The organism is Exiguobacterium sp. ZOR0005, from assembly GCF_000798975.1.
Taxonomy (GTDB): Bacteria; Bacillota; Bacilli; order Exiguobacteriales; family Exiguobacteriaceae; genus Exiguobacterium; species Exiguobacterium aurantiacum.
In genome coordinates this window covers 24688-45049 of sequence record NZ_JTLB01000031.1, presented here as the reverse complement: position 1 = coordinate 45049, position 20362 = coordinate 24688, and the positions used below count along the sequence as shown (strand labels likewise).

General features: G+C 53.3%; 19 protein-coding genes. 14 read left to right on the top strand and 5 right to left on the bottom strand.

Features of this window, described 5'->3' with window-relative positions; translation table 11 throughout:
* Nucleotides 1–4: 4 nt before the first annotated feature.
* Nucleotides 5–1135: a sporulation integral membrane protein YtvI gene (ytvI, locus tag L971_RS13170; protein WP_047376235.1), complete on the bottom strand. Its 1131-nt coding sequence runs from the start codon at nucleotides 1133–1135 to the stop codon at nucleotides 5–7.
* Nucleotides 1136–1219: 84 nt separating this feature from the next.
* On the opposite strand from ytvI, the gene L971_RS13165 reads away from it, so the two are divergent.
* A complete protein-coding gene (locus L971_RS13165; protein ID WP_029334661.1) occupies nucleotides 1220–1999 on the top strand; it encodes a MazG nucleotide pyrophosphohydrolase domain-containing protein in 780 nt (259 codons plus the stop codon).
* A 127-nt stretch (nucleotides 2000–2126) separates the two neighbouring features.
* Nucleotides 2127–4037, top strand: coding sequence for an N-acetylmuramoyl-L-alanine amidase (locus L971_RS13160; RefSeq protein ID WP_047376234.1), 1911 nt, complete (start codon nucleotides 2127–2129; stop codon nucleotides 4035–4037).
* 132 nt (nucleotides 4038–4169) lie between these two features.
* On the opposite strand, the gene L971_RS13155 is transcribed toward L971_RS13160, so the two are convergent.
* The 3 genes from L971_RS13155 to L971_RS13145 are packed head-to-tail and all read right to left on the bottom strand — an operon-like array spanning nucleotide 4170 to nucleotide 7970.
* On the bottom strand, nucleotides 4170–5210 hold the full coding sequence (locus tag L971_RS13155; RefSeq protein WP_029334663.1) for a ribonucleotide-diphosphate reductase subunit beta: 1041 nt from the start codon (nucleotides 5208–5210) through the stop codon (nucleotides 4170–4172).
* Entirely contained in the window at nucleotides 5167–5673 is a 507-nt protein-coding gene (locus L971_RS13150; protein WP_047376232.1) for a flavodoxin domain-containing protein, read from the bottom strand. The genes L971_RS13155 and L971_RS13150 overlap by 44 nt, the downstream gene beginning before the upstream one ends.
* A gap of 29 nt (nucleotides 5674–5702) precedes the next feature.
* Nucleotides 5703–7970, bottom strand: a complete 2268-nt coding sequence (locus L971_RS13145) for a ribonucleoside-diphosphate reductase subunit alpha (RefSeq protein WP_024371295.1) — start codon at nucleotides 7968–7970, stop codon at nucleotides 5703–5705.
* Nucleotides 7971–8479: 509 nt separating this feature from the next.
* Here L971_RS13145 and L971_RS13140 point away from each other — a divergent pair.
* The 12 genes from L971_RS13140 (at nucleotide 8480) to L971_RS13085 (ending at nucleotide 18441) form a co-directional block, all read left to right on the top strand.
* A complete protein-coding gene (locus L971_RS13140) occupies nucleotides 8480–8713 on the top strand; it encodes a DUF1871 family protein (protein ID WP_024371296.1) in 234 nt (77 codons plus the stop codon).
* A gap of 12 nt (nucleotides 8714–8725) precedes the next feature.
* Complete coding sequence (locus tag L971_RS13135) at nucleotides 8726–8974, top strand: NifU N-terminal domain-containing protein (RefSeq protein ID WP_024371297.1); 249 nt, start codon at nucleotides 8726–8728, stop codon at nucleotides 8972–8974.
* Entirely contained in the window at nucleotides 8971–9771 is an 801-nt protein-coding gene (locus tag L971_RS13130) for a glycosyltransferase family 2 protein (protein ID WP_024371298.1), read from the top strand. The genes L971_RS13135 and L971_RS13130 overlap by 4 nt, the downstream gene beginning before the upstream one ends.
* Nucleotides 9772–9774: 3 nt before the next feature.
* Nucleotides 9775–10269 (top strand): Lrp/AsnC family transcriptional regulator, encoded by a 495-nt coding sequence (locus L971_RS13125; RefSeq protein WP_024371299.1) that lies wholly within the window; start codon nucleotides 9775–9777, stop codon nucleotides 10267–10269.
* Complete coding sequence (locus L971_RS13120; RefSeq protein WP_047376230.1) at nucleotides 10266–11450, top strand: aminotransferase; 1185 nt, start codon at nucleotides 10266–10268, stop codon at nucleotides 11448–11450. The genes L971_RS13125 and L971_RS13120 overlap by 4 nt, the downstream gene beginning before the upstream one ends.
* 58 nt (nucleotides 11451–11508) lie before the next feature.
* On the top strand, nucleotides 11509–12759 hold the full coding sequence (locus L971_RS13115; RefSeq protein ID WP_047376228.1) for a lysine N(6)-hydroxylase/L-ornithine N(5)-oxygenase family protein: 1251 nt from the start codon (nucleotides 11509–11511) through the stop codon (nucleotides 12757–12759).
* Between the two features lie 194 nt (nucleotides 12760–12953).
* Nucleotides 12954–13346: a S1 domain-containing post-transcriptional regulator GSP13 gene (yugI, locus tag L971_RS13110; protein WP_024371302.1), complete on the top strand. Its 393-nt coding sequence runs from the start codon at nucleotides 12954–12956 to the stop codon at nucleotides 13344–13346.
* A 93-nt stretch (nucleotides 13347–13439) separates the two neighbouring features.
* Nucleotides 13440–14438, top strand: coding sequence for a Gfo/Idh/MocA family protein (locus L971_RS13105; RefSeq protein ID WP_029334666.1), 999 nt, complete (start codon nucleotides 13440–13442; stop codon nucleotides 14436–14438).
* A 68-nt stretch (nucleotides 14439–14506) separates the two neighbouring features.
* Entirely contained in the window at nucleotides 14507–15670 is a 1164-nt protein-coding gene (locus tag L971_RS13100; protein WP_047376226.1) for an iron-containing alcohol dehydrogenase, read from the top strand.
* Nucleotides 15671–15776: 106 nt separating this feature from the next.
* Complete coding sequence (locus L971_RS13095) at nucleotides 15777–17126, top strand: glucose-6-phosphate isomerase (RefSeq protein WP_024371305.1); 1350 nt, start codon at nucleotides 15777–15779, stop codon at nucleotides 17124–17126.
* Nucleotides 17127–17228: 102 nt separating this feature from the next.
* Nucleotides 17229–17702, top strand: coding sequence for an RNA deprotection pyrophosphohydrolase (ytkD, locus tag L971_RS13090; RefSeq protein ID WP_024371306.1), 474 nt, complete (start codon nucleotides 17229–17231; stop codon nucleotides 17700–17702).
* A complete protein-coding gene (locus L971_RS13085; RefSeq protein ID WP_024371307.1) occupies nucleotides 17683–18441 on the top strand; it encodes a S9 family peptidase in 759 nt (252 codons plus the stop codon). Before ytkD ends, L971_RS13085 begins: the two co-directional genes overlap by 20 nt.
* A gap of 33 nt (nucleotides 18442–18474) precedes the next feature.
* Here the strand turns inward: L971_RS13085 and pckA are convergent, their stop codons facing one another.
* Nucleotides 18475–20046 (bottom strand): phosphoenolpyruvate carboxykinase (ATP), encoded by a 1572-nt coding sequence (pckA, locus tag L971_RS13080; protein ID WP_024371308.1) that lies wholly within the window; start codon nucleotides 20044–20046, stop codon nucleotides 18475–18477.
* Nucleotides 20047–20362: the final 316 nt, after the last annotated feature.

Below are 20362 nucleotides of genomic sequence, written 5' to 3'. Positions count from 1 at the left end.
CGTGTCATCGCTCTTTTGGTATGGTCGTCGGTCCGATGATGAAGCGCCACACGTAATAAAAGACGCGAGCGTTGTACAGTGCTTTCAACAACACGGCGATCACTGGTCCTAATATGAACCCAAGGACGCCGAAAAGTTTGAGTCCGACAAATATCGAGACGAGAGCGGCGAGCGGATTCAACCCGATATGCGACCCGACGATCTTCGGCTCGGCCAAGTTGCGTTGAACGATGACGATGATGTAAAGGACGAGCACGCCGATGGCGACGAACCAGTCACCCGAGATGGCGGCATAAGCGGCCCAAGGGATTAACAGTGTCCCGACACCGAGATAAGGCAATAAGTCAAAGAAAGCGGCGAGGAGAGCGAACGAGAGTGGGTTGTCGACCCGGAGGATGAACATGCCGACGAGGACGATCCCGAACGTGATCGAGATGAGCGTCAACTGGGCCCGGGTGTATCCGAAAAGAGCGGCCCGTAGGTTCAACATGACCTCTTCGAACTCTTTAAACCCTTTGCGCTCGTTCAAACGATCGATTTGCCGCATGTAAGCCGGCCAGTCTTTCGTGATGAAAAACCAAGCGAGGACGATGACGATGAAGAGCAACAAGACGAGCGGCAAGGCGCCGAGCAGGCTTTGCAACAATCCGGCGAGACCGCGTGAGAGCACTCCGATCGCCGCCCCGAGCTGCACACCGAGCTCGGTGATGCCGCCTTCGATCGACGTCGTTTGACTCGGGTTAAGCCGCTCGATGCTGTCGTAGGCGTCATTGACGAACGGGGCGATCTTCTCATTGAACACACGCTGAGCGAAAGCGGTGAACGTCTCGATTTGAGTCGGGAGTTTTTCCGCCGCGATCGTCGCGTAACGAATCAATTGGGAGACGACGATGACGATCACCCCGGAGACGAGTCCCATGACGATGAGAAGAGCGAAGAGCGTCCCGAGGGCCCGCGGTATGTTGGCTTTTCGTTCAAACAAGTTGACGAGCGGTACGGTCAACAAGGATAACAAGAACGCGAGGACGAAAGGATACGTGTACTGAAAGATGATACCGAGCAACCAGATGACAGCACTCATCCCGAGAACGACGAGGACGAGACGAACAAGTTGCCAAAGCCGGACAGACGACATGAGGCATTGCCCCTTTCCGTACAATTGGATTGAGCATAGTATACCATGCGGCTGGTAAATAGAGCAGAAGGATAGGTGAAGGAAATGAGAGAGATACAACGACAAGTGGATCAGATGATCATTCATTTAGGGGGGTATTGGCGACCGTTGTCGGGCCTTGCCCGTTTGTTAGAAGAAGTCGGGGAAGTCGGGGGTGCGCTTCACGATGATGACAACACCGCGCTCGTTGAAGAGTTGCTAGACGTCTTCGTCATTTCGACGTGTCTCGCCAATCAGTATGCGATCACGCTTCATTCCCCGACAAGCGATGCCGACGATGCACCGATTCATGTGACGTATTTCGCGCTCGCCCGTGAAGCGGGGGAGGTCGCTCGCATTTTGAACGCATACGAAGGGGACAAAAAATTGAAGGCCACCGCCACACCGGGGTCGTTGCAGCGACACATCGAAGGCGTACAACGGGCAGTCGTAAAGATGGCCGAGCGGGTCGGGCTAGACGTATACGAATCGATCGGGGCACTCGTGGAAGAAAAGTCGTCGCGGGACTTCGGGCGGTTCGATCATACACCGGACCCGATTACCGAGCCGTCGGTGCGATCCTTTTCTCGTCATGTGACGGGACGGTATTGGGGCGGGATTGAACCTAAACCTTTCGAGACATTTGACCGATATAAAGAGAGAGAACATCATTTGACCCGTTTCTTCAAGGTCGCCCCTGTCGAAGGATTGGACGGGTTTGTCATTCGTTTGCGTGATCAAAATTGGACGCTGACGGATGAGACGCTCAAATTAGCACCTGGGTTTTACATCACAGAAGAAATATATGGGAATGACAAATACATGGTCATTCGACAACTTAACTAAAAATCATTCCCCTTTTTATCAAAAATATTCATCTTTTTTTCAAATACTTACTTTTTTTTAAAAAGCATTATGCTAATATGAAGTTGTTGTTAGTAGTAAGTAGCGCGAGAGGAAAGGAATATTTTGGATGAAAATGAAACTATTGAAGGTTGCTCTTATCCTGTCGCTTCTTTTGTTCGGTGCCCAAATCCCAGCGGTTGAGGCCTCAACATTAGATGGCGAAACGACTGTCAATTTGAACGTACGTTCGACAGCAAGCACGACTGGAACGCTCATCACGACGTTACCGAAAGGTACAAAAGTAAAGTATGGGATTCATAACCAATCATGGCATAAAGTGTATTTAAACAATCGTACATACTATGCCTCGGCCCAGTACATCAAACCGATGACGGCGCCGACGACGGTAACGACCCAAGCTGCTTCGTCAACAGGCGTGACGACGGAGAACTTGAACATCCGTGTAACATCACATCGCGATGCCCAAGTCTTTACAACGCTCAAAAAAGGGACAGAAGTCCAGTATGCTCCCCATAACACATCATGGGTGAAAGTGTTTTTGAGCGGGAAGACGTATTATGCGGCAAAGGCGTATATCGCGCCGAAAGTCGTGGCGGCAGCCCCGCAAAAGCAAACCGGTTATACGAACCGGACGATCGAGTTGTTCAATCGGACGTTGCAGACATCTCCGGTCGTCAAGACGATTCCGGCGAACCGCACGGTCACGTTCAGCATCCACAACTCGAGCTGGTCGGTCATCTATGAAGGGACGAGCACTTATTTCACGCCGACGCGAGGCATCACGGCCGGCACGCTCCAACCATCGGTGACGAAAGAAAACGGTTATGCCAACCGCGAAATGAAATTGTTCGAAACGCGCAACCAAGCTTCAAAAGTTATGAAAGTTCTTCCACTGCATACACCGGTCGTCTCGAGTAAATATAATTCGAGCTGGTCGATCGTATACGATGGAAGTGCCACGTATTACACGCCGACGGCATGGATCACACCAGGGGCACCACCGGTCCAACCGCCGACGACAACGACGCCGGAACCGGCGAAAGTACAAGGGTATGCGAACCGAAACATTAACTTGTTCGGCCAAACCCATCAGAGTTCACCCGTCTTGCTCGTGTTACCACAGTTCACGGCAGTGACGTACAGCACGCACAACTCAAGCTGGTCGGTCGTCCATATCGGGACACAGACGTACTACACGCCGACATCATGGTTGACGGCTGGCACGGCACCGTCAGCACCAGTCGCCTCACCGCAAGGAAAAGTGTTCACGAACACACCGGGCGATGCGTTGAACGTTCGTTCGACGGCGTCAGCAAGTTCTGCCATTCTCGGCAAGCTCGCTCACGGGACGCAAGTCGACCATTACGGATTGACGAACGGCTTCTATAAGATCAAGTACAACGGACGCGACGGCTTCATCTCGGCGGCGTTCACGATGGCGACGAAACCGAGCGTATCGAGCGGTGCTGTCATCGTCCTAGACGCCGGCCACGGCGGAACCGACCCAGGTGCCGTCAGCGGATCGCTGTATGAGAAGACGGTCGTGCTCGACGTCACGAAACGCGCTGAAGCGTACTTGCGTTCGAAGTACGACTATCAAGTACGTTTGACCCGTTCAACGGATGTTTATTTGACGCTCGACCAACGTGTACAAATCGCCAAAAACCTTCGGGGAGACTTGTTCGTCAGCTTGCATGCGAATGCGGCGACTTCGTCAGCGGCCAAAGGGATTGAGACGTTCTACTCATCATCTTCTGCCCATAGCGCCCGGAGCCGCGTGTTAGCGACAAACATTCAATCGAACTTGGTGTCGTCGATGTCAGGCATGACGAATCGTGGTGTCAAAACGGCGAACTATTACGTCATCCGTTACAACACGATGCCGTCAGCGCTCGTCGAACTTGGTTTCATCTCTTCACCGCAAGATATCATTCATTTACGTAGCGAGGCATCGCGTCAACGCATGGCTGAAGCCATCGCTGAAGGGATCGCTCAATACGTCAGAGCATATCACTGATTCTGACCTGCTCGCGCAGGACGATGTCAACAAGCCCTCGACCACGGTCGAGGGTTTTAGTTTTGTAAAGAGACAAAAGCACAAAGGCGCAGGACTCCATCTGAATGATGGGGTCCTGCGCCTGTTCATGATTTATAAGTCGTCGAAGCCGTTAGCGTCCGTGACTTTCGCGTAAGAGCGAGATTTTTGTTCGAAGAAATCGGATTTCGTCGCATTGAGCGAGTCGTCCGAGTAAGCGCGGATCCAAGGCATGACGTCTTCATTGAAGCCTTCATACAAGTCGTTCAAGCCGATGACGCGCAGGCGCTTGTTGGCGAGGTACTTGACGTAGTCGCGCATCTCGCTGACGTCCAGGCCGTCGAGGTCACGGAGGACGTATTCGCACCATTCGATCTCTAAGTCGACCGCTTCTTTCATCGTGTCATAGACGAATTGGCTGAAGCTGCCGTCGGCGTCGATTTCCGGGTTCTCCGTCAAGACGGCGCGGAGCAGCTGGCTGACGAAGTACGAGTGTTGCATCTCGTCACGTTGGATGTAACTGATCATCGTCGACGTGCCGACCATCTTCTGGTGGCGGGCCAAGTTATAGAAGTAGGCGAAGCCGGAATAGAAGTTGATCCCTTCGAGAATGATTGAGGCGACGAGCGATTTGGCGAACGTTTCAGCCGTCTGCTCGGCCCGGAAGTCTTCGTATAAGTCCAAGATGAACTGGTTCCGTTTCATGACCATCTCGTCGTCTTTCGCGATATCGAAGATGCGATTTTGTTCGCTGAGCGGGACGAGGCTCGAGAGGACATAACTATATGATTGGTTGTGGACGACTTCTTGTTGGGCGATGACCGCCAGCACCGCATGGACCGATGAGTCAGACGAGAACATCGACGATTCGAGGATGTAGCGCGTCTGGACCGAGTCAAGGATCGACAACAAGCCGATGATGCGTTTGAACGCGTCTTGCTCGCGCTCGCTCAACTGAGGCCATTGCTGCATGTCTTTTGACATCGAGATCTCGTCTGGGATCCAGAAGTTCGAGAGCAGCTGTTTATAAATCGTGTAAAACTGCGGATAGGCGATATCGTTCCAGTTGACGATGGAACTCGTCTCGCCCCCGACGATGGCTGTCGCCCGGTTAGGATGTTTGGGCGACAGTAGTTTGATCTTTTGAATGGTCATAAGCGTATACTCCTTCTTCGGCGTTTCGTGCCAACCGCTCTGTCCAGTGGCGGACGTTGTACGGCTGGTTGCGCGGCGACTGTTCGATTTTCAACAGTTCGCCGACGAGGGGGATTCCATATTTCGAAAGGTGGTACGCCATTTCGTCAACGGCTCGACAGAAGTGGACGAACATTTTATCACCGGTGCCGAACACGGCAGCTTGTCGGATCGGAACGGACAACTCCTTCAAGACGAGGCGGAACGTGTCTTTCATCTCGTCAGGGAGCACCCCGTCGGCCCACGTGTATGACCCGAAGTAGACGAGGTCATACGACGCAAGTGACATCGCTTCCCGATGCCCGATGCGATCGGTCTCGAACGTGACGACCCGGTCGCCGCGTTCGAGGTGGGTCGCCTCGACGAGCGCGGCGACTTCCTCCGTATTTCCGCTCATTGAACTATAAACGATTGCGATGTTCATGGTCGGTCCCACCTTTCTTTCCACTCAACTTATGAAGAGCAAGACTCACACTCGTCGACTTCGACGGTCGTCGAGCGCGTGTAATAGATTGATTTCATGCCGAGCGACCATGCCTCGAGATGCATCGTGAGGAGTTCGGTCGCCTTGACATCGTTTTTGACGTACAAGTTGAAGCTGATCGCTTGATCGATGTGGCGCTGACGTGCCGCGTTCTGACGGATGCTCCAGAGCTGGTCGACTTCAAACGCTGATTTATAGAACCAGTTCGTTTCTGGGTTAAGATCAGGTACCGTGACCGGGATCTTATAGTTTTTCTTCTCTTCCGAGTAGACTTTCTTATATACCGGGTCGATCGATGCGGTGCTGCCGGCGATGATAGCCGTCGATGAGTTCGGAGCGACAGCCATCATGTAGGCGTTGCGGACACCGTTTTGATGGACCGCTTCGGCGAGGCCGTCCCAGTCGAGGTCGTCGTGTGAACGGTAGTTGCGGCGCTTGAAGTACTCACCCGTATGCCATTCAGAGCCTTCGAACACGCGGAACGCGCCTTTCTCTTTAGCCAGTTCCATCGACGCCTGGATTGTGAGGTAGGCAATCTTCTCATACAGTTTTTCTGCATACTGGACAGCGTCGACCGACTCCCAACGGATCCCCTCGAGGGCGAGCAGGTGATGCCAGCCGAACGTACCGAGACCGACGGCCCGATATTTTTGGTTCGTGATCATCGCTTGCGGCACTTCAATCGTGTTCAAGTCGATGACGTTATCGAGCATCCGCATTTGAATCGGGATGAGTCGTTCAAGGACGTCCGACTTGACGGCGCGGGCCAAAGCGATCGAACTCAAGTTACAGACGACGAAGTCGCCTGGCGTCTTCGTGATGACGATTTTCCCGTCCTCGGTATACTCCTCGTCGATTGTCGTCGGCGACATGTTCTGAGCAATCTCTGAGCAAAGGTTCGAGCTGTAGATCATGCCGGCGTGTTTGTTCGGGTTCGCGCGGTTGACGGCGTCCCGGAAGAACATGTACGGCGTGCCGGTCTCGAGTTGCGAGCGCATGTACCGTTTGACGAGGTCGATGGCCGGGACGCTCACACGCGAGAGTTCCGGCGTATTGACGCAAGCCATATATTTCTCCGTGAACGAACCGCCGTTCTCCGTCTCGTCGTAGAAGTCTTCAAGGCTGAAGCCCATGACCGTACGGATCTCGTGCGGGTCGAACAAGTGCCAGTCACCGCGGGCTTCGACCGTACGCATGAACAAGTCTGGCAAACAGACGCCTGTGAACAAGTCGTGCGTCCGGAGGCGCTCATCACCGTTGTTCAGTTTCGCGTCGAGGAACTCGAAGATGTCCTTATGCCAAATGTCGAGGTAGACCGCGATTGAGCCTTGGCGCATGCCGAGCTGGTCGACCGATACGGCTGTGTTGTTCAACTGCTTCATCCAAGGGAGGGCACCGCTTGAGACGCCTTTGAATCCTTTAATGTCACTGCCGCGTGAGCGAATCTTGCCGAGGTAGACGCCGATTCCGCCGCCGCCTTTTGAGAGTGTGGCGACGTCCGTGTTCGAGTCATAGATCCCGCGGAGCGAATCGTCGACCGTGTCGATGAAGCACGAGCTGAGTTGGCCGTAAGACTTGCCGGCGTTCGATAACGTCGGCGTCGCGACCGTCATATATAGGTTAGAGAGCGCCCAGTAAGCCTCTTCGACGAGCTTCACGCGCTGCGCTGCGTTTTCTTTTTGCATGAGCGTCATGGCGATGACCATGAACCGCTCTTGCGGGAGCTCATACAAGTTTTTGACGTGGTCGCGTCCGAGATAACGGTCCGACAACGTCCGGAGCCCAATGTATGTGAACAAGCGGTCACGTGACGGATCGATCAACGTCTCTAAGTAATCGATGTCTTCTTTCGAATACGTGTCGATCAAGGCGGATGTGAAGATACCTTTCTTCGTGAGCGTCTCGATCATCGGATAGAGAGCACCGTAACGCATCGACGCATCGTAGCCGCGATTGCGTGCCGCTTCCAAGTAGAGGCGGTTCAAGTACATCTCGGTCGCCACGAACGTCCAGTCCGGCTCCTCGGCCTTCAACATATCGAGGGCGTGCATCGTCATAAGGTCATATACTACATCTTGTGTCAGTGTTTTGGATTCGAGCGCTCGAACCAAACGTTCTTCATATCGTTCCACACTGAGTTGTGGGTAGCGTTGTGTGATGGATTGGATCAAAGTCGAGACGTCTGTGAGCGTTGGTGTCACAGGCAACATCGTCTCGTGGTGGATAGGGGATGTCAAAATGATCACTCCTTCTTAAGATGTAGATATTATAAAGGTATAACTCGGAATACCGTGCATACCGTCAATATAGAGATAAGCGTCGTTTTTGCTTTTAACTATATATTGACGTTTTTTTGTCTTTTTAATCATAAATCACCTATATTTAGTTTTGCAATCCTTGACATTCACCAAACCGTTTCACGGTATATTGCTTTCACCGTAAAATGGCGCTGTCATCCGATTTGAGATGGGATTTGAGATAGAAAAAAATTTATATGCAGTTGCTCGGGTGACGGCGCTGATTTTTATGTAAGCGGTCAATTGAGTCAAAAGGAGAAAGAAAACACACATGTGATTATTTTCACGTATAATTGCCTCCACCTTTTTGACGACGTCCGAATACTATATATAGAAGATCGACACTTTTGAAAAGAGGGAAATCAGAGCGGGTGCTAGCGTCTGGAGGGAAAGTGAGGTAGATTGAGGAGGTAAGGTTTGAAATGAGCTTAAAAAGAAGGGTTTAACAAATGAGAGCAGAAGACTTATTATTAGCATGGGACCCACTCGGTTACGGGGTCGGGTCGTATGGACCAGAGTTTGATGACATCGTGGTGGCGCTCACGCAACTCGACACAGAAGGCGAATTGGACGCACATATCCGACACGTGTTGACGGATGCGTTCGGCGAATGCCCGCCTGAGTCGGAGACACGCGCCATGGCGAGACAATTACTCGCGTCTTCACAATCTTGTCAACTATAAGGGGGAACTTACATGTTACGAATCGATCCAACACCTAATCCAAACGCAATGAAAATCACACTTCCAGAAAACGTCTTCGGCACGAAAAGCCAAAGCGTGAAAGCAGGCGAGGCGACAGACCAACCGCTCCTCGCGAAACTCGTTGAAATCGAAGGCGTCGAGAGCGTCTTCGCGTATGGTGATTTCGTCACCGTATCAAAAGAGAACGGCGTCAGCTGGGAAGCGATCTTACCGCACGTCGAAACTGCTTACCGCGGATGAACCCGCTCGTTTCAATCGTCATCCCGGTTTATTCGCGGGAGACGGAACTGACCGAACTGCTCGAAAGTCTCGTCGTCCAGACGTTTCAGCAGTTCGAAGTTATCGTGATCAATAATGACGGGCCGCCAAAACAACATCTTTTGGCGCCTTTTTTGAATCGCTTGTCGATTCGGTTGGTAGAACTCGGAGAGAACCATCACGTCAAGGCCCGAAACCGTGGCGTGAACGAGGCGAAAGGTGATTATATTTTGTTGCTCGATGACGATGATCTGCTCATGCCACAACACATCGAGCAGGTGCTTCGAGACATCGAGACGGCCGACCTCGTCTTTCCTGACGCCGAACTGTTTCGTTTTGAATGGAAGGACGGCCGCCGTGTCGTCACCGATTGGGAACCGTTCGCCTATGACCTCGATTTCGAGCGCCTCCGGCAAGACTCGACATATATCCCGTCCGGCACGTTATACCGGAAACGGATTCACGATAAGATCGGTCCGTTCGATGAGTCGGTGTACAACTACTGGGACTGGGACTTCATTTTGCGGGTGAGTGAGCACGGCACGATCGTTCATCCGGCGCGGGCGACCGTGCTGTACGCGTTCAACGGCAGCGACAACTTGTCGGCGAAACAAGATGAGACGCGCCGCCGCTACTTTGATCGTTTCTGTCAAAAGCACGGGCTCACCGATATGGAGATGAAAAATTTTCACATCGTCCAGTCCGAGCGACGGGAATTTGTGAGACCGACAGAGAGAACGTTCACAGGGGGATTCCCCGGTAGAACGGAAGGAGAATAAACCATGTATACATCAAAAGAACTAGAACTTTTAGAGTTGCTTGAAGAAAAAGGATATCTCGAGACGAAGATGCTCGCCGAGATGCTCGCCACCGATGTCGCGACGGTCGAGGCGATGCTTGAGAAGTTCAAACAGGACGGGATCTTACTCGGATTCCGGGCCATGGTGAACTGGCAAAAAATCAACCGGCATGACGTCACAGCGTTCATCGACGTCAAAGTGACACCGAAACGCGGACGCGGGTTCGATGAAGTCGCCGAGCGGATTTATCGCTTCCCCGAAGTGACGGCGCTCTATTTGATGTCAGGCGCCTACGACTTGCAAGTCGTCATCCGGGCGAACTCGCTCCAAGACGTCGCCTCGTTCGTGTCCGACAAACTGTCGCCGCTCGACTCGGTCGTCTCGACGACGACGCACTTCAAGTTGAAGACGTATAAACATGACGGCATCTTGTTCACCCCGCAAGTCGAAGACAAACGGTTGAACATCACGCCATGAAGTCGCTATCGAATCAAGTCGTCTCGATGAAGCCGTCCGGCATCCGCCGTTTCTTTGATTTGGCACAAACGATGGAAAACGTCGTCTCCCTCGGGGTGGGGGAGCCTGACTTCATCACACCGTGGAACGTGCGTGAGGCGAGCTACGCGGCGCTTGAACAAGGCTATACCGCCTATAGCGCCAACGCCGGACTACTCGAATTGAGACAAGAGATTGCAAGTTATATGAAAGAACGGTTCGACGTCGAGTACGACGCCGGCACCGAGCTGATCGTCACGACAGGAGCGTCTCAAGCGCTCGATATCGCGTTCCGGGCTTTGTTGAACCCTGGGGATGAAGTCATCGTCGTCGAGCCGGCGTTCGTCTCGTACGGACCGCTCATCGAATTGGCGGGCGGAAAAGTCGTCCCGGTCGCATGTCGTCCCGAGACGGGTTTCCGTTTGAACCGTGACGACGTCGAGGCGGCGATCACGGAACGGACGAAATCGATCTTGCTCTGTTTCCCGTCGAACCCGACTGGCGCGACGATGACCGGTGAAGAACTCGGTCAAATCGCGGAGCTCGCGACGAAGCATGACCTTTGGGTCGTCAGCGACGAGATTTATGCGGAGTTGTCGTACGATGAGCCGTTCACGAGCTTTGCGACGCTTCATGATATGCGCGACCGGACGATCGTCGTCAACGGCTTCTCGAAGGCGTTCGCGATGACGGGATGGCGACTCGGCTTCACGTGCGCACCCGAAATCGTGACGCGCGAGATGCTCAAAGTTCATCAGTATGGGATGATGTGTGCCCCGACGCTCGTCCAGTTCGGCGGGCTCGAGGCGTTGCGGAGCCGAGACCAACACGTCCCGAAGATGGTGAAGAGTTATCGTCAGCGCCGGAACTATTTCATTCAAGCGCTCAATGATGCCGGACTACCGACCCATGTGCCGGGAGGAGCTTTTTATGCGTTCCCGTCGATTCGGCATACGGGTTTGTCGAGTGAAGAGTTCGCCGAGCGGCTCTTGCTCGAGGAGCGGGTCGCCGTCGTACCGGGCAACGCGTTCGGGGCGAGCGGGGAAGGGTTCGTCCGCGCGAGTTACGCGACGTCAATCGAACAGTTACAAGAAGCGATTCGTCGCATCGACCGGTTCATGAGCCAGTTCGAAGTGACCGTCACATCAGACTCTCAGCAATGAGGGTCTGTTGACGTTTTATTGCGATAATGAATGGGAATAAAGGGGCGAGGTGAGGGAAATGGAACGAGTGGATTTTGTCGCCGTCGGTTGTGGGCCCTACAATTTAGGGTTGATGGCGTTGGCGGACAAGACGACGTTACGAGGCGTGTGTTATGAACAACGAGCCGAGATGATGTGGCACGAGGGGATGCTGATCGATGGGATGACGATGCAAACGCATTATTTGCAGGATCTCGTCACGGTCGCCGACCCGACGAACGAGGCAAGTTTTTTAAATTATTTGAGTGAGACAGGGCGACTGCAGACGTTCATCACGCAAGAACGAAACACGATTCCTCGGACGGAATACAATCGTTACCTTAGATGGGTGGCCGAGAGCCTGTCGACCGTCAAGTTCGGTCACCGGGTGTCGGATGTGACGGCCGACGAGGAAGGGTATGTCGTGACGGTCGAGTCGAACGGACAGACGACGCAACTTCGTGCTGCACACGTCGTGCTCGGTACGGGCATGACGCCGCTCGTTCCAGACGGATTCGAGCAAGTCATCCATACGAGCGAATATATGACATATCGGGATGTGTTGAAAGACAAGTACCGTGTCGGCGTCGTCGGGAGTGGACAAAGTGCAGCGGAAGTGTTCCTCGACTTGCTGCGTGACGCGACAGATGAGCAACGGGTCGACTGGATTACTCGGTCGGACCATTTCGAGTCGCTTGAGGCAGGGAAGTTAGGCGATGAGATTTTTAGTGTGGACTACGTTCGTTACTTTCACAGCTTATCGTACTCGTCACGACAAGCGTTGCTCGGGTCGTTCGAACGGTTCCGGCATGGGGTCAACCCGGAGACGATGACAGCGATTTATGAGACGATGTATCATCGAACGGCAGAAGGTGGGCCGACCGGGCAGCAAACACAATTACTCACGCAAGTTGAAGTCGAAGCGATCACTTATGATTGGTTGACCCATCAGTTGACAGGCAAACATGTGTATACGGGAGAAGTGGTTGAACGGACGTACGACCTCGTCGTCGTCGCGACGGGATATCGTCCGCTTCTTCCGTCTTGGATTGACCGATTGCCAATCGTATGGGAAGCTGAGGATGCATGGCGAGTAAGTGAAACGTATGAGGTCCAGATGGAAGAGAAGCTAAGTGGGAAGTTGTTCACGCATACGAACATCGAACATTCACACGGTCCTGCCGCGACGAACCTCGGCATGGCGGTGTATCGAAACGCGATCATCTTGAATGAGATGGCGGGGGAGACGCTGTACAAAGTAAACGTACAGAAGCCGTTCACAACGTTTTGAACAAAAAAAGGGCTAGGCCTCAGCCTAGCGGAATCAGGGGGGAATACTTGAAGTCTTGCTTGATTTGTATTTACCCCGAGGTCCAACTTTAAAACGTAAAAATGTTTCCGAATAATCTTTTTTACTAATTTCTACACTTTATCGAAAAAAGTATGTTATAGTAAGTTGATGAATTTAGCATAGGAGTGTTTGTAATGGCAAAATACGAAAAAGATCAAGTTTTAAAAGGTAAAGTAACAGGAATCCAACCTTTCGGTGCGTTCGTCGCACTCGATGACGAGACTCAAGGTCTTGTCCACATCTCTGAAATCTCACACGACTACGTGAAAGACGTGAACGAGTACGTTCAAGTCGGTCAAGAAGTTGAAGTGAAAATTCTTGAAGTTGATGAAGCTTCTAAGAAAATCAAGCTTTCAATGAAAGCGACACAAGAAGCTCCAAAACGCGAAAAGTCGGCTAAACCGGCTCGTCGTGGTGGCCAACGCCGCAACGAAGCTTCTAACTTCAAGCAAGAAGAAGCACCAGGCTTCACTGTCCTCAAGGACAAGCTCGAAGACTGGATCAAAAACACGAACTTCAAAAAGTAAGTGATTGAGACGACCTATTCGTAGGTCGTCTTTTTTTTTGTACAGGAAATTGGGCACTCCTTCCCGAACAGTACAAAAAAAGGAGGGATTGTCATGAACATCGGAATCATTGGAACAGGAGGGATTGCCACTTCGGCCCACATCCCGCAATATATCGCGGCCGGCGCAAACGTCGTTGCCGTCATGAACCGGACCCGCGAGCGCGGTGAGGCGGCGGCCCGACAATTCGGGATCGAGCGCGTGTACGGGACCGTCGAAGCGATGCTTGAAAACGAGACGCTCGATGCCGTCAGCGTCTGTACGCCGAACGCGCTTCATAAAGAGCAAGTCATCGCGGCGCTTGCGGCCGGTTGCCACGTCCTTTGCGAGAAGCCGCCCGCCATCTCTGCCCGTGAAGCGATGGAAATGCTAGAAGCGGCCAAAGCGGCGAACCGGACGCTCCATTATGGGTTCCATTACCGGCATCGTTCAGATACGCAACTGTTGAAACGAATGATTGAGGCAGGTGAACTCGGTCATCTCTATGCGGCGACCGCGCTCGCGCTAAGACGTCGCGGTATCCCGGGATGGGGCGTGTTCACGGACAAAGAGCTGCAAGGGGGCGGCGCGTTATTGGACCATGGCGTCCACATGCTCGACTTGGCGCTTTACTTGATGGGGTACCCGAAACCGGTCGACGTGATCGGACATATCGGTCAATATCTCGGGACACGACCGGGTGTCGGCTTGATGGGGACGTGGGATCCGGACACGTTTTCCGTCGAGGACACGGCACGGGCGATGGTGAAGTTCGAGAACGGTGCGTCGCTCTTATTTGACGGGAGCTTCATGGCCAACGTCGGTCCAAGAGACACGATGCGGGTCGAATTACGGGGTACGGAAGGCGGGGCGACACTTTTCCCTCTACACGTCCACACGGAAGCGTACGGTGCACTGTTCGATCAGACGCCGGCCCATCTCGAACATGTCGACCCGTATGCCGTCCAAATTCAAACGTTCCTTGACGCCTGCCAGCGAGAGCCGGAGTTTGAGCAAGGGGAACAGGCTGTCATCCTGCACACGATCATCGATCGCATCTACGGGGAGGCGTGATGCTTTTCATTCGAGAAAAACAGGGTATATAGTGTAGGTGTTACATATTTTCGTGAGGAGGATGAATCATGCACAACTTTGAATACAAAAACCCGACGAAACTCATTTTCGGGACACATCAAATCGAAAAATTGGCCGGTGAGCTCAAAGCGCTCGACGCGAAGAAAGTGATGCTCGTCTATGGAGGCGGGAGCATCAAAAAGAACGGGACGTATGAAGAAGTCGTCGCCGAATTGAACAACGCCGACATCGACTTCGTCGACTTCTCGGGCGTCGAACCGAACCCGCGTATCGAGACGGTGCGCCGTGCGGTCAAACAAGCGCGTGAAGAAAACATCGACGCCTTGCTCGCCGTAGGGGGCGGATCGGTCATCGACTGCACGAAACTGATCTCGGCGGCCATTCCGTACGATGGCGACGCATGGGACATCGTGCTCCGCGACCACATCCCGACAGAAGCGGTCCCGTTCGGAACGGTGCTCACGCTCGCTGCTACCGGTTCTGAGATGAACTCAGGCTCGGTCATCACGAACTGGGAGACGCAAGAAAAATACGGCTGGGGTCATCCGCTCGTCTATCCGACGTTCTCGATCCTCGACCCGCGTTACACCGTATCGGTACCGAAAGACCAGACGATTTACGGCATCGTCGACATGATGAGCCATTGCTTCGAACAATATTTCCACCCGAACGATGCGCCGGTCCAAGAGCGCATGACCGAAGGTGTGTTGAAAGCGGTCGTCGAGTCGGCGCCACAACTCGTCGATGATTTAGAGAACGTCGATTTGCGCGCCATCATCTTGTTCTCGGGCACGATCGCCTTGAACGGCGTGTTGCAAATGGGCGCATCAGGTGACTGGGCGTCTCATAACATCGAACACGCCGTCTCGGCCGTCCACGACATTCCCCACGCCGGCGGTCTCGCCATCTTGTTCCCACGCTGGATGGAGCACGTCCTTGATGAAGGCAACGCGGCGCGCTTCGCTCGCCTCGGGACAGAAGTGTTTGACGTCGAGTCAGGAGAGAACGCCATGGAGACGGCACAACGGACGATCCAAGCGATCCGTGCGTTCTTCGACAAACTAGGGGCGCCGAGCTCGCTTCGTGACTACGATATTGACGAGTCGACGTTTGAGGCCATCCTTGACTCGGCGATGAAACGCGGGTCGTTCGGACGTTTCCGTACGCTCGAGCGGGAAGATGTGGCAGCCATTCTTGAGTTGAGCAAATAAGGCGATTTCATGCCTATTTTGCAATAATGATTGAACGAATCCGGCGTTTCCGTTTATGATGAGTCATGTATGGCTCTTTGATGAGCGATTTAAAGGAGGAAATGATATGTCAACTGTACGTTTCGATTATTCTAACGCCCTGTCTTTCGTCGGGGAACATGAGATCGATCAAATGCAAGAAACGGTAAAAGCACTTCACTCGGTCATCCACGATCGCAGTGGGGCGGGCAGTGATTTTCTAGGCTGGGTCGACCTTCCAACGAACTTCGATACGGACGAGTTCGCCCGCATCAAAGCGGCAGCGGAGCGGATCCGTGCCAACTCGGACGTTCTCGTCGTCGTCGGAATCGGCGGTTCTTATCTCGGTGCCCGCGCGGCGATCGAGATGCTCCAACACTCGTTCTTCAACGTGTTGTCAAAAGAAGAGCGCCAAGCGCCACAAGTGTTCTTTGCCGGACATAACATCTCGTCAACTTACATGACAGAGTTGCTTCACGTCTTGAAAGACAAAGACGTCTCGGTCAACGTCATCTCAAAATCAGGGACGACAACTGAACCGGCCATCGCTTTCCGTGTTTTGAAACAGTTCATGGAAGAGAAGTATGGACAAGACGGCGCCCGTGACCGCATTTATGCGACGACGGACCGGGCCCGCGGTGCCTTGAAGACGCTCGCTGACGCTGAAGGCTACGAGACGTTCGTCATTCCAGATGACGTCGGCGGCCGTTTCTCGGTCTTGACACCGGTCGGGTTACTTCCGATCGCAGCTGCCGGAATCGACATCGACGCCCTCATGGAAGGCGCCCGTGACGCGGAGAATGCGTACAGTTCACCTGAGCTTTCAGAGAACGAGGCGTATCAATATGCGGTCGTGCGTAACGCCATGTATGCGAAAGGCAAGTCGATCGAGCTTCTCGTCAACTACGAGCCGGCTCTACACTATGTCTCAGAATGGTGGAAGCAGCTTTATGGAGAGTCGGAAGGGAAAGACAACAAAGGGATCTTCCCGGCGGCGGTCGACTTCTCGACAGACCTTCACTCGATGGGGCAATACATCCAAGAAGGACGCCGTGACTTGTTCGAGACGGTCATCCGTGTCACGAACGTTCGCCACACGATGAACGTGCCGGAAGACGCGCAAGACCTTGACGGCTTGAACTTCCTTGCCGGCGAGACGATCCAATTCGTCAACGACAAGGCGGCAGAAGGGACGCTCCTCGCTCACACGGACGGAAACGTTCCGAACCTCGTCGTCGAATTGCCGGAAATGACACCGTATCACCTCGGCTACATGTTCTACTTCTTCGAGAAGGCATGTGCGATGAGCGGTTACATCCTCGGTGTGAACCCGTTCAACCAGCCAGGCGTTGAAGCGTACAAAGCGAACATGTTCGCGCTTCTCGGAAAACCGGGCTATGAAGAGCAAAAAGCAGAGCTTGAAAAGCGTTTGAAGTAATGAGTTCAAGTCGATCCACTTCGGTGGATCGATTTTTTTTGTTTGAAACTAGGGTGAGACAAGGTAAAGTGAGAGTAGACACGGGAAAGAAAGGGATGGACTATGTTGACATTCACGGACTACTATCATAATCAAGTCGAGTTGAGCTTCACCCACTATCCGTTCTCAGACAAACCGCTTCACGTCTGGGTCGTCGCCCGTTACGGCGACAAATGGGTTTTGACGAAACATAAACAGCGAGGTCTTGAGTTTCCGGGGGGGAAAGTGGAGCCTGGGGAGCATGAAGATGACGCGGCCATCCGCGAGGTGTTCGAAGAGACCGGGGGAGTCGTCGAGTCGCTCCATTATCTCGGACAATACCGGGTGCTCGGACGGGGGGACACGGTCATTAAAAACATCTACTTCGCCGTCATCGAACGGTTCGAGGACCATCCGGCCATCGAAGAGACGGACGGCGCCGTTCTTCTCGATGAGTTGCCGAAAAATCTGCTGCGCAACCATCAATACAGTTTTATGATGAAAGACCGGGTGCTCCCGGAGACGATGAAGGTGCTCCATGCTAAGAAAATGGTTTGACCGGGTCGAGGTGCTCCCGCCTTATGCGGGGTACCCGGTCCATCGTGGATGGTACGAGACGCGCGACGGCGAGGACGTCGTCGCGTATACGATCACACCGAAACGTCCGAACGGACAAGTCCTCTTTTATTTGCGCGGCGGTACAGGTCGAATCGGCGATGTGCGGCTTCCTCGCTTGATGCAGTTCGCCGCCCGCGGCTTCCACGTCGTCGCCCCGGTATACCGTGGCAATCATGGAGGGAGCGGGAAAGAGGATTTTGGCGGAGACGATTTAGAAGACGTGTTGTCACTTTACGACCGGGTCGAGAAGACATGCCCGACGATCCACGCCCTCGGTTTCTCGCGTGGCGGCATGATGGCGCTCTCTTTGGCCGCGGCGCGCCCGCTCACCTCTGTCACTTCATGGGCGGGGGTGACGAACTTGGCATGGACGTATGAAGAGCAGCGGACGATGCGTAAGATGCTTCGCCGCATGACCGGGGGCGACCCGGAGACGGCTAGCGAGGCGTATATCGAAAGATCACCGCTATTTAAGGAGTGGCAAGCCCCGACGCTGCTCATTCACGGTACCGACGATGAACAGGTGCGGTTGCGTCACGCGACGGCAGTCGCCGAAAAACTCGGGGCGCAAGCCGAGCTGTGGGTCGTGCCGTTCGCCCATCAACTGCCATTTTGGAAAAAGTGGGAGACGACGGAACGGGCGATGGATTGGATGATCGAGAAGACGACAAAAAAATGACTAGTGCCGCTCGAGGCACTAGTCATTTTTCTGTTAGAAGACGATCGGGCCGGCCGCGACGACCGACTCACTCGCTTTTGTGAATCGTTTGAAGTTGTCTTGGAACTTATGAGCGAGCGCTTTCGCCTCGACATCGTAACGTTCAGCGTCTTTCCACGTCTCCCGTGGATTGAGCACGTCTTGAGGCACGCCTGGGATGTCGAGCGGGATCTCCACGTTGAAAATGTCGTGCCGCATCGTCTTGACGTCACGTAGTTCACCGTTGACGGCCGCGTTCACCATCGCCCGTGTATAGGCGAGCTTCATACGCGATCCTTCTCCGTACGCGCCGCCCGTCCAGCCGGTGTTGACGAGATAGACGTCGACCTCATGCTTCTCGATCAACTTGCCGAGCATATCGGCGTAGCGCTCTGGTGCGAGCGGCAAGAACGGTGAGCCGAAGCAAGTCGAGAACGTCGCCTGCGGTTCGGTGACACCGCGCTCGGTGCCGGCCAGCTTGGACGTATATCCAGAGAGGAAGTGATACATCGCCTGTTCTTTCGTCAGCTTGCTGATTGGAGGCAACACCCCGTAAGCATCGGCCGTCAAGAAGACGATTGTGTTCGGATGACCGGCTCGCGACGGAAGCATGGCGTTATCGATGTAGTTGATCGGATATGCCGCGCGCGTGTTCTCCGTCAATGAGATGTTTTTATAGTCCGGGGACCGGTCATCGTTCAACACGACGTTCTCGATGAGTGATCCGAAGCGGATCGCATCATAGATTTGCGGTTCGTTCTCGCGTGACAAGTTGATCGTCTTCGCGTAGCAACCACCCTCGATGTTGAAGATACCGTCCGGTGACCAACCGTGCTCGTCATCCCCGATGAGGTGGCGTTCCGTGTCAGCAGAAAGCGTCGTCTTCCCAGTCCCAGACAGTCCGAAGAAGAGGGCTGTCTCATTCTCATCGTTGACGTTTGCCGAGCAATGCATCGAGAGGACGTTTTGCTCAGGCAACAGGAAGTTCATGACCGAGAAAATGGACTTCTTGATTTCGCCACCGTATTCTGTTCCCCCGATCAGAATTGTACGTTTGGCGAACGAGACGAGGATGAACGTCTCGGAGTTCGTCCCGTCAACGGCAGGATCAGCCTTATAACTCGGCGCATAGATGACCGTGAACGGGTCAAAGGCGCCTTTAGTCGGCCATTCCCGTAAGAACAACTGCTTGGCGAACAAGTTGTGCCATGCGTATTCTGTGATGGCCCGTACCGGTAACGTGTAATGTTCGTCAGCCCCGGCTGACGCCTCGAGGTAGTAGAGCTTGTCTTTCGTTTCGAGGTGGGCGAGCACTTTGTCGAGCAGTGCCGAAAACTTCTCTTCGGCGATCGGTTGGTTGACTGGACCCCAGTCGACCAAGTCGTTGCTAACTTCATCTTTCACGACGAATTTGTCCTTTGGTGACCGTCCTGTGAATTTGCCGGTACTGACGGATAAAGCCCCGTCTTTTGTCAGTACGCCTTCCCCGTTGCGAATGGCCTCTTCCACTAGTTGCGGAACCGTCAAGTTCCGTAATACATCGGCACCGTTAATTAATTCTTCGATTTTCAGGAGCGTTGTCGCCATCCCGAATCCCACCTTTCCCCTAAATAGATGTGGATGAAATAAGCATACTTCCGCGATTAATTAGTATGACGTTTTTATTATATGTGACACACTAATCAAACACAAGCGTTAATTCACTCTTTAAAGTAAGCGCTTTCTTACACTGTCATTCTAACATATTCTGTACCAGGTCATAGTACAAAAACGGAAACGGACAAAAAAATGTTTATTATTTCACAAACATAACTATTAGGAGGAATGTGAAAACTTTTACGAATTCAGTCGATACGCTTGACAGAACGGTACGGCATTTATATGATGGTCTTCGTAACGGATA

What these genes read in the sequence shown, in the direction of transcription:
- L971_RS13135 (WP_024371297.1), top strand. Translation starts at nt 8,726, where the DNA reads ATGTTACGAATCGATCCAACACCTAATCCAAACGCAATGAAAATCACA.
- ytvI (WP_047376235.1), bottom strand. Translation starts at nt 1,135, where the DNA reads ATGTCGTCTGTCCGGCTTTGGCAACTTGTTCGTCTCGTCCTCGTCGTT.
- L971_RS13105 (WP_029334666.1), top strand. Translation starts at nt 13,440, where the DNA reads ATGAACATCGGAATCATTGGAACAGGAGGGATTGCCACTTCGGCCCAC.
- yugI (WP_024371302.1), top strand. Translation starts at nt 12,954, where the DNA reads ATGGCAAAATACGAAAAAGATCAAGTTTTAAAAGGTAAAGTAACAGGA.
- L971_RS13165 (WP_029334661.1), top strand. Translation starts at nt 1,220, where the DNA reads ATGAGAGAGATACAACGACAAGTGGATCAGATGATCATTCATTTAGGG.
- L971_RS13160 (WP_047376234.1), top strand. Translation starts at nt 2,127, where the DNA reads ATGAAAATGAAACTATTGAAGGTTGCTCTTATCCTGTCGCTTCTTTTG.
- L971_RS13100 (WP_047376226.1), top strand. Translation starts at nt 14,507, where the DNA reads ATGCACAACTTTGAATACAAAAACCCGACGAAACTCATTTTCGGGACA.
- L971_RS13125 (WP_024371299.1), top strand. Translation starts at nt 9,775, where the DNA reads ATGTATACATCAAAAGAACTAGAACTTTTAGAGTTGCTTGAAGAAAAA.
- ytkD (WP_024371306.1), top strand. Translation starts at nt 17,229, where the DNA reads ATGTTGACATTCACGGACTACTATCATAATCAAGTCGAGTTGAGCTTC.
- L971_RS13130 (WP_024371298.1), top strand. Translation starts at nt 8,971, where the DNA reads ATGAACCCGCTCGTTTCAATCGTCATCCCGGTTTATTCGCGGGAGACG.
- pckA (WP_024371308.1), bottom strand. Translation starts at nt 20,046, where the DNA reads ATGGCGACAACGCTCCTGAAAATCGAAGAATTAATTAACGGTGCCGAT.
- L971_RS13155 (WP_029334663.1), bottom strand. Translation starts at nt 5,210, where the DNA reads ATGACCATTCAAAAGATCAAACTACTGTCGCCCAAACATCCTAACCGG.
- L971_RS13120 (WP_047376230.1), top strand. Translation starts at nt 10,266, where the DNA reads ATGAAGTCGCTATCGAATCAAGTCGTCTCGATGAAGCCGTCCGGCATC.
- L971_RS13085 (WP_024371307.1), top strand. Translation starts at nt 17,683, where the DNA reads ATGCTAAGAAAATGGTTTGACCGGGTCGAGGTGCTCCCGCCTTATGCG.
- L971_RS13115 (WP_047376228.1), top strand. Translation starts at nt 11,509, where the DNA reads ATGGAACGAGTGGATTTTGTCGCCGTCGGTTGTGGGCCCTACAATTTA.
- L971_RS13140 (WP_024371296.1), top strand. Translation starts at nt 8,480, where the DNA reads ATGAGAGCAGAAGACTTATTATTAGCATGGGACCCACTCGGTTACGGG.
- L971_RS13095 (WP_024371305.1), top strand. Translation starts at nt 15,777, where the DNA reads ATGTCAACTGTACGTTTCGATTATTCTAACGCCCTGTCTTTCGTCGGG.
- L971_RS13150 (WP_047376232.1), bottom strand. Translation starts at nt 5,673, where the DNA reads ATGAACATCGCAATCGTTTATAGTTCAATGAGCGGAAATACGGAGGAA.